The 5071-nt window shown below is 41.1% G+C and carries 5 protein-coding genes; 4 read left to right on the top strand and 1 reads right to left on the bottom strand.

Going from position 1 to position 5071, the window contains the following annotated elements; genetic code table 11:
- Nucleotides 1-48: 48 nt before the first annotated feature.
- A complete protein-coding gene (locus IH879_19385; protein ID MCH7677091.1) occupies nt 49-585 on the bottom strand; it encodes a hypothetical protein in 537 nt (178 codons plus the stop codon).
- A 257-nt stretch (nt 586-842) separates the two neighbouring features.
- Here IH879_19385 and IH879_19380 point away from each other — a divergent pair, with 257 nt between their 5' ends.
- The 4 genes from IH879_19380 to IH879_19365 all read left to right on the top strand — a co-directional run bounded on the left by IH879_19380 (nt 843) and on the right by IH879_19365 (nt 4996).
- Nucleotides 843-1103, top strand: coding sequence for a hypothetical protein (locus IH879_19380; protein ID MCH7677090.1), 261 nt, complete (start codon nt 843-845; stop codon nt 1101-1103).
- Between the two features lie 227 nt (nt 1104-1330).
- Entirely contained in the window at nt 1331-1555 is a 225-nt protein-coding gene (locus IH879_19375; GenBank protein ID MCH7677089.1) for a response regulator, read from the top strand.
- A gap of 583 nt (nt 1556-2138) precedes the next feature.
- The gene (locus tag IH879_19370) at nt 2139-4736 is read left to right on the top strand and encodes a hypothetical protein (protein ID MCH7677088.1); all 2598 of its coding nucleotides are present in this window, start codon (nt 2139-2141) and stop codon (nt 4734-4736) included.
- A gap of 68 nt (nt 4737-4804) precedes the next feature.
- Nucleotides 4805-4996 carry a hypothetical protein gene (locus tag IH879_19365; GenBank protein ID MCH7677087.1) on the top strand — a complete coding sequence of 64 codons (192 nt, stop codon included), beginning with the start codon at nt 4805-4807 and terminating at the stop codon, nt 4994-4996.
- Nucleotides 4997-5071 lie beyond the last annotated feature (75 nt).

The following is a 5071-nucleotide window of genomic DNA, read 5'->3' as shown; positions in this document are numbered from 1 at the left end:
CCATCAATTTAACTTTTTTATGCTATTCCCTTTAATACCCTCTTTGTTTTATTTATTATCTGTTGGAGTCACAATAATTTTATCAAAAATCATATTTAAATCATTAAGCATCTTAGCGTTAATATTTTCACTTAAAGCTAAAAAAATAACATTAGTATTTGCAACTTTTGTTTTAATAATTATTGTATTTATAAATTTGAGCAATTTATCATCCTTAACATAAGCAATCATATTAGATAAAGAATCAAATAAAAAACTTTTACATCCCCTATATGCCAAATCAGATAAAGCTATGTTTATTCCTCCAAAATCTGCAGGCGAAGCAATATAACTATAATATTCTGCTTTAAGCTGTTCTTTGGTAGGTTTATCTAGGCCTATAATTAAAAACTTGTTAAAGTCGACTTTATTTTTAGTTAATTTTTTTTTAAGAGTTTTGTAGGATTTTTTGAGGTAAACATAACCTATTTTTCTGAAATTTTTGTCCAATAATTTTACTATTTCCATATGTTTACTTGGATATTCAGATTTCGCAATTAAGATCAATATCGACTGATTTTTTATAATTTCTTCTTCAATATTCATAAGACCACTCTCTTTTACTATAACCCTATAATATTTCTATTTAAAACTTTCTGTGAGGCGTATCCTCATCCGAGCCTAAATATACTTTTTTTACATTCTATTCGATCCTTTTCTCAAAGTTTATGTTGTATAGTTTATTCATTACTTAATATTACATAAGATGTATTTTAGGTTACATTATATGAAATTATTACTACATTATAAGTTTAAAAAGGGAAATATTTATATATTAATATACAAAATACTATATTAACTGAATGGCAGATAGTGTTGCTAAAAAAAGAGGGAAAGATATTGATAGTTCTAACACTAAAAAAATATATGAAATTTTATCGCCATTAATAAGAAATTTTAGAGAAGAATACAACTTAACCAAAGAAGATTTGATCAGTATATACGAAGGTTCTGAAGAAATAAAAGTTCCATTAAGTATCTTTTCTAAGTTAAGTCCATTAGAAGCTTTAGTCAAATATTTGAAAGAAAACCCCGGCGATGGTGAGGAGCATACAAGAAAGTGATAACTTAGCTTTGTTGAAATTTTCTTGACTAATTCCAGATAATTCTACATTTTTGTAAGTAAGATCTCCCAAAATGAGTTCAGACATGAATAACTGTCTCATGACTGACGATTTAAACAAATTCAATATCGACACGGATAAGTCATCTATAAATGGTTATGCGAGTCGATCATCATTTTTTTAGCTGAAGAAAGGAGTCACCACCATCACCACAGAGGGAGATAAGAATGAAAGCGATTTGTTTCGTTGACGACCAAGAGGACGAGCGCAACCGCGCGGAGAAGTTTCTGGGCGAGCGTTTTACGTTTGGAACCGGTTCTACTTTAGACGAGGCACTCAAGGACTTAGAATCCAAGGGCGCATCGAAGCCAGACCTTTTCTTGATGGACATGTACTTTCCAGAAGGAGCGGGTGTAGCCTCTTCTGCTCTAGTAGCATGGCTAGGTAAGTAAAGGGTTTAGCTAACGCCGTGCCACTGTGACAAGTGAAACACAGGGGAGGCTACCCTTGGCTAGAATCCCAATGAGGCCAAGCATAAGGGCATGCAACGCCACAAAACGGTTCTGCACACTCAACAAAATCATAATGTAGTACTACAAAACCGCACCGCAGCAAAATCATCTTCTACCGCTGCAAAGTCATATTTTACCATCACAAAAATGACAATATAACAGGAAAATGCGATGCTGTTAGGCACTATTGCCGTTTAGTTGCCTTGTATTTTCATTTTGCTGGTTTGCAAATTTATTTTGCTGCCTTGCAGCATCGCTTTTCCGGTAATACGAAGGGTTTGGCCGTCTGTAGACGGCTTTTTCTATTTGACTTTTAGCGGGCTTTACCCTATGCTTAGCTCCAAGTGTCATTCTGAGCACAAACTGCAATGTCTTTATAATGTGCAACTCAGCCAATGTGCGAAGAATCTAACTACACCAAGGTTGAGATTCTTCGCGCTCGCTGATTTGTTTCGGGAAATGGCAACGGGTTGCAAGTTGCGCTCAGAAGGACTAAGTTTTTTGGCTTCTATACGAGGGTGCTTTGAACCAAAACAAACTGCATAAAACCAAAAACAGAATCACAACTTCAATTATATTTCTACTTGCCATCTTATCCGGCTGTGGCCAGCAGCAAAGCCCGGAGATCGTCGAAGGCGTTTCTTTTGAAATCGCTGAATATCGTGTAGCAACAATTTCTGAGGTTCATTATGATGCCTTCTTTTCAATTCCGGAGGCTTTGGAAGAAAAAATCGCGGGTGAAGTTGCAATCAACTTCCAGCTAAAGGATGTTTCTAAACCGGTCATTATTGATTTTAATGAGAACCCGGAAAATGTGCTTTCTGTGAAATGTGAAGAAAAAGAATCTGACTATGAATTCATTAACGGCCACATCGTGGTTCCGGCATCATCATTAAGTCCTGGTGAAAACACCGTCTCCATTAAATTCATCGCCGGTGAAAGCTCCCTGAATCGTAATGAAAAATATCTCTACACGCTGTTTGTTCCCGATCGCGCTTCTTTTGCATTTCCATGCTTTGACCAACCCAACCTGAAAGCAACGTATAAACTCTCGCTTGAAATTCCGGAATCATGGCAAGCGGTTGCCAACGGCGAACTTCTCGGCAACAAATCCGGAAACGGCCGAACAAAATGTTCGTTCACAGAAACCAAGCCTCTGAGCACATACCTGTTTTCTTTCGCTGCCGGTGAGTTCAAGGTTATCACTGAGGAGCGAGATGGACTAACACTGCGAATGTTTCACCGGGAAACCGACTCAGAAAAGGTTGAGCGCAATATCAAAGCCATCTTTGATTTGCATTTTTCCGCACTCGAATGGCTGGAGGACTACACGGATATTCCTTACCCTTTTGGGAAATTCGATTTTGTGCTCATTCCATCTTTCCAATACGGCGGCATGGAACATCCCGGCGCTATTTTATACCGGGCCGCCAGTCTGTTTTTAGAACCGTCCGCAACTCAAAATCAGAAGCTCGGCCGGGCCAGTTTGATAGCTCACGAAACCGCACACATGTGGTTTGGCAACCTCGTCACCATGGACTGGTTCAATGATGTTTGGATGAAAGAAGTCTTTGCCAATTTCATGGCAGCTAAAATTGTCAATCCGAATTTTCCGGATATTAATCACCCGCTGCGGTTTTTTCTCGCGCATCATCCCCGGGCTTACAGCGTGGATCGAACGCGAGGCACCAATCCAATTCGCCAGGATCTCGATAACCTGAAAAATGCCGGGTCGCTTTACGGCGCCATCATCTATCAAAAAGCGCCCATCGTGATGAGACAGCTCGAGCTTCTCATCGGCGAGCAGTCTTTCCAGGTCGGCCTGCAAGAGTACCTTAAAAAGTTTTCGTACGCCAATGCAACCTGGAGCGACTTGATAGAAATGCTCGATACAAAATCATCTGAGGATTTAAAATCCTGGAGTAAAGTCTGGGTGAGTGAACCCGGCAGACCACACATCAAAACCGAGCTTGCTTTAAGTGAAAATAACAAGATCTCAAGACTCGTCTTGAAACAACTGGACCCGCAAAACAAGAACCGTGTTTGGAATCAAAATATTAACTTGGTGATGGGTTGGGGTGAAAAACTTGAACTTTTTCCGGTTCAACTAAACGATGTCACCGCCGAAATTAAACAGGCAGCAGGGCGGCCAAAACCCGACTTCGTGCTTGCAAACGGCAGCGGATCGGGATACGGTTATTTCGAAACGGATGACGCCAGCAGGGATTTTTTGTTAAAACATGTCTATGAAATCGATGACTCCCTGGTGCGCGGCATTGCCTGGGTAACGCTTTGGGAAGAGATGCTGAACTCGCGAATGACGCCTATCGAATTTATAAACACAGCAATGACGGCATTGAATTATGAAACGGATGCTCAAAATATTCCGCGGATTCTTTCCTATCTTGAAACCGCATTCTGGAAATTTCACAAAAGCAGCGACCGCGAGCGTTTGGCCCCGGAATTCGAAGCTTTGCTGTGGCAATTGATGCACAAACCACCCGACAGCAATGTACAGGCGAACTATTTCCGCACATTTCGCAGCATTGCGCTTACCAATGACGGCATTTCAAAATTGCTTGAAATTTGGAAGAAAGAGCTGACTATCCCCGGTCTCGAAATTGGTGAGAACGATATGACAACGCTTGCTTTGGAATTAGCCGTGCGTGGCATCCCCCAAGCGCAGGAAGTTCTCGACCGTCAATTAGGTAGAATTAAAAGTCCGGATAGGAAGGCACGATTCGAGTTCATTCGGCCGGCCCTTTCACCAGATCAGGCTGTGCGAGACAATTTTTTTGAAAGTTTAAGGGATGTGCAAAATAGAAGTCATGAGCCCTGGGTTTTAACCGCTCTGAATTATTTGCACCACCCAATCAGGGCAAATGCTTCTCAAAAGTATCTTCGTTCGAGCTTGGAACTGGTCGAGGAAATCCAGCGTACCGGTGACATCTTTTTCCCAAAACGGTGGCTCGATCTAACATTCAGCGGGTATAATTCCGTCGAGGCGGCAGATATTGTTAAGCAGTTTCTCAATTCTAGAGAGGATTATCCCAAACGACTAAGAGCCAAAATTTTACAATCGACCGATTTGCTGTTTAGAGCAGCGTCGATTGTCAACTGATAATCACTGCAGGCCTTAAAAGAAATTAATACGATAAATAAACCAAACATCGAGGGAAGGAGGTACTGATGGGTAATAAAACATATCTGGCGATCTCCGGAGCGATATTCGGGTTAGTAGCGGTAGGGCACATCCTGCGCGTCATGTTCAACTGGTCTTTTGCGATCGGCGGCTGGAGTGCGCCAATGTCGGCGTCGTGGATCGCTCTCTTTGTTGCAGCCGCGATGTGTGTGTGGGCAATAAGCCTGGCTGCAAAGTAAAAGGATTTCTTTTGATGCATTTTCATGCTGTTAAATAAGTGACACCAAAATACGCGTTTGGCCAGGACCATTGGA

Source organism: candidate division KSB1 bacterium, from assembly GCA_022562085.1.
Taxonomy (GTDB): Bacteria; Zhuqueibacterota; Zhuqueibacteria; order Oceanimicrobiales; family Oceanimicrobiaceae; genus Oceanimicrobium.
The sequence above is the reverse complement of the archived record's forward strand: the minus strand, read 5'-3'. Positions and strand labels throughout refer to the sequence as shown.